This is a genomic window from Anabaena sp. UHCC 0451, from assembly GCF_034931405.1.
GTDB lineage: Bacteria > Cyanobacteriota > Cyanobacteriia > Cyanobacteriales > Nostocaceae > RDYJ01.
Window position 1 is genome coordinate 55,325 of record NZ_JAYGHA010000037.1, and the last position, 1,279, is coordinate 56,603.

1 protein-coding gene and 1 pseudogene are annotated in these 1,279 nt (G+C 34.7%); one reads left to right on the plus strand and one right to left on the minus strand.

The window, feature by feature from the left end; all coding sequences use genetic code 11:
- Positions 1-267, minus strand: a pseudogene (locus VB694_RS21875) (hypothetical protein); the annotation flags it as partial.
- A gap of 592 nt (positions 268-859) precedes the next feature.
- Between VB694_RS21875 and VB694_RS21880 the strand changes: the two are divergent.
- A complete protein-coding gene (locus VB694_RS21880) occupies positions 860-1,276 on the plus strand; it encodes a cobalamin biosynthesis protein (protein WP_323362447.1) in 417 nt (138 codons plus the stop codon).
- The last annotated feature ends 3 nt before the right edge of the window (positions 1,277-1,279 follow it).

The window sequence follows — 1,279 nt, forward strand, 5'->3', positions numbered from 1 at the left end:
ATCATCAGCAGTGAAGTAAAGCGTGTCATTGATGTTGATGAGATTGTACGGATTAGAATCTGCTTGTCCAGGATTGATATCGCTGACTAAAACCTCATTACCTTCGGTGTCAGTCTTCCACAACTCACTTCCGTTAGTTTCGTCATACTTACTAAAGTAAAGTATACCATTAACATTGACTTTGATAAATTCAGGTAATATCATCGGTTTTGATAATCGACTGATATCGTTGATTAAGGATACCTGAGAGTCAGTATTTTGTAGCATAGTGGGTAGATGATTTTTGTGAGTAAACTAATTGCTGTCATTTAAGCAGCAATGAACAAATTCATAGAAATCGAAGATAATAAGCAAAATTTTTTGCTCAAAGCCGCTCAAATCAATTATGTAGTAATAAGACTTATACACAGTGATTTATATCACTTGTGCTGGCGCAAATTCATTAATTTAACTTATCATGAATAAAATAGTAATAAAAATCTCAGCACTGAGCAAGCAAAACTCCGCCGTAACTGTTGTAAAGAACGCTACGACGGAGAAATAAGAAATTAAAACATCAAGATCAAAAACTTGTAATACAAGGGTAGAAAAAAGTAAACTTGAAGACTTAATTTACCTTTTACCTTTGTTTTTCTTTACCTCGATGTTTCCTACTGTGCTAGATGTACTTAATATATCGGTTTCTGTTTTTGGGAAAGTATTAAAATTATCTTTTTTGATGTATTAAAATGTACAATTAGAGAAAATCAATCTTTCTTTAGTCTGATTTTGTGATTACTGACAAGGTTTCTGGACAATTCTATATCAATTATTAAGTTTTTTATGGAAGTTTTTTGATATGAGTCAATTGTGCAAGTAGATGACAATCTTTTCCCAAGTTTTATGGGTGGGTATCGGTTGTCAAAAAGGAATTTCTGCTCAGTTAATTAACACAGCAATTGAGAAAATTTTTCAAAATTACCAGCTTACTCAGACAGCTATCACAGGTATGGCTACCATTGATCTTAAAGCTTCAGAGTTAGGCTTAATAGAATTTTGTCGGGTAAATAATTGGCCTTTAAAAACCTTTCCCGCAGAAATTTTAGCTGGTGTCTGTGTTCCTAACCCTGGGAAATTGATTACAGAAACAGTGGGAACACCAAGCGTAGCAGAAGCAGCTGCTATCATGGCTGCTGCTCAAATGACTTCAGAAGTGAGGTTATTAGTTCCCAAGCAAATTTTTCGGTTGTCTGGGGAAGTGGGTGCAGTTACGGTAGCTGTAGCCCAGAGTTGTTGATTT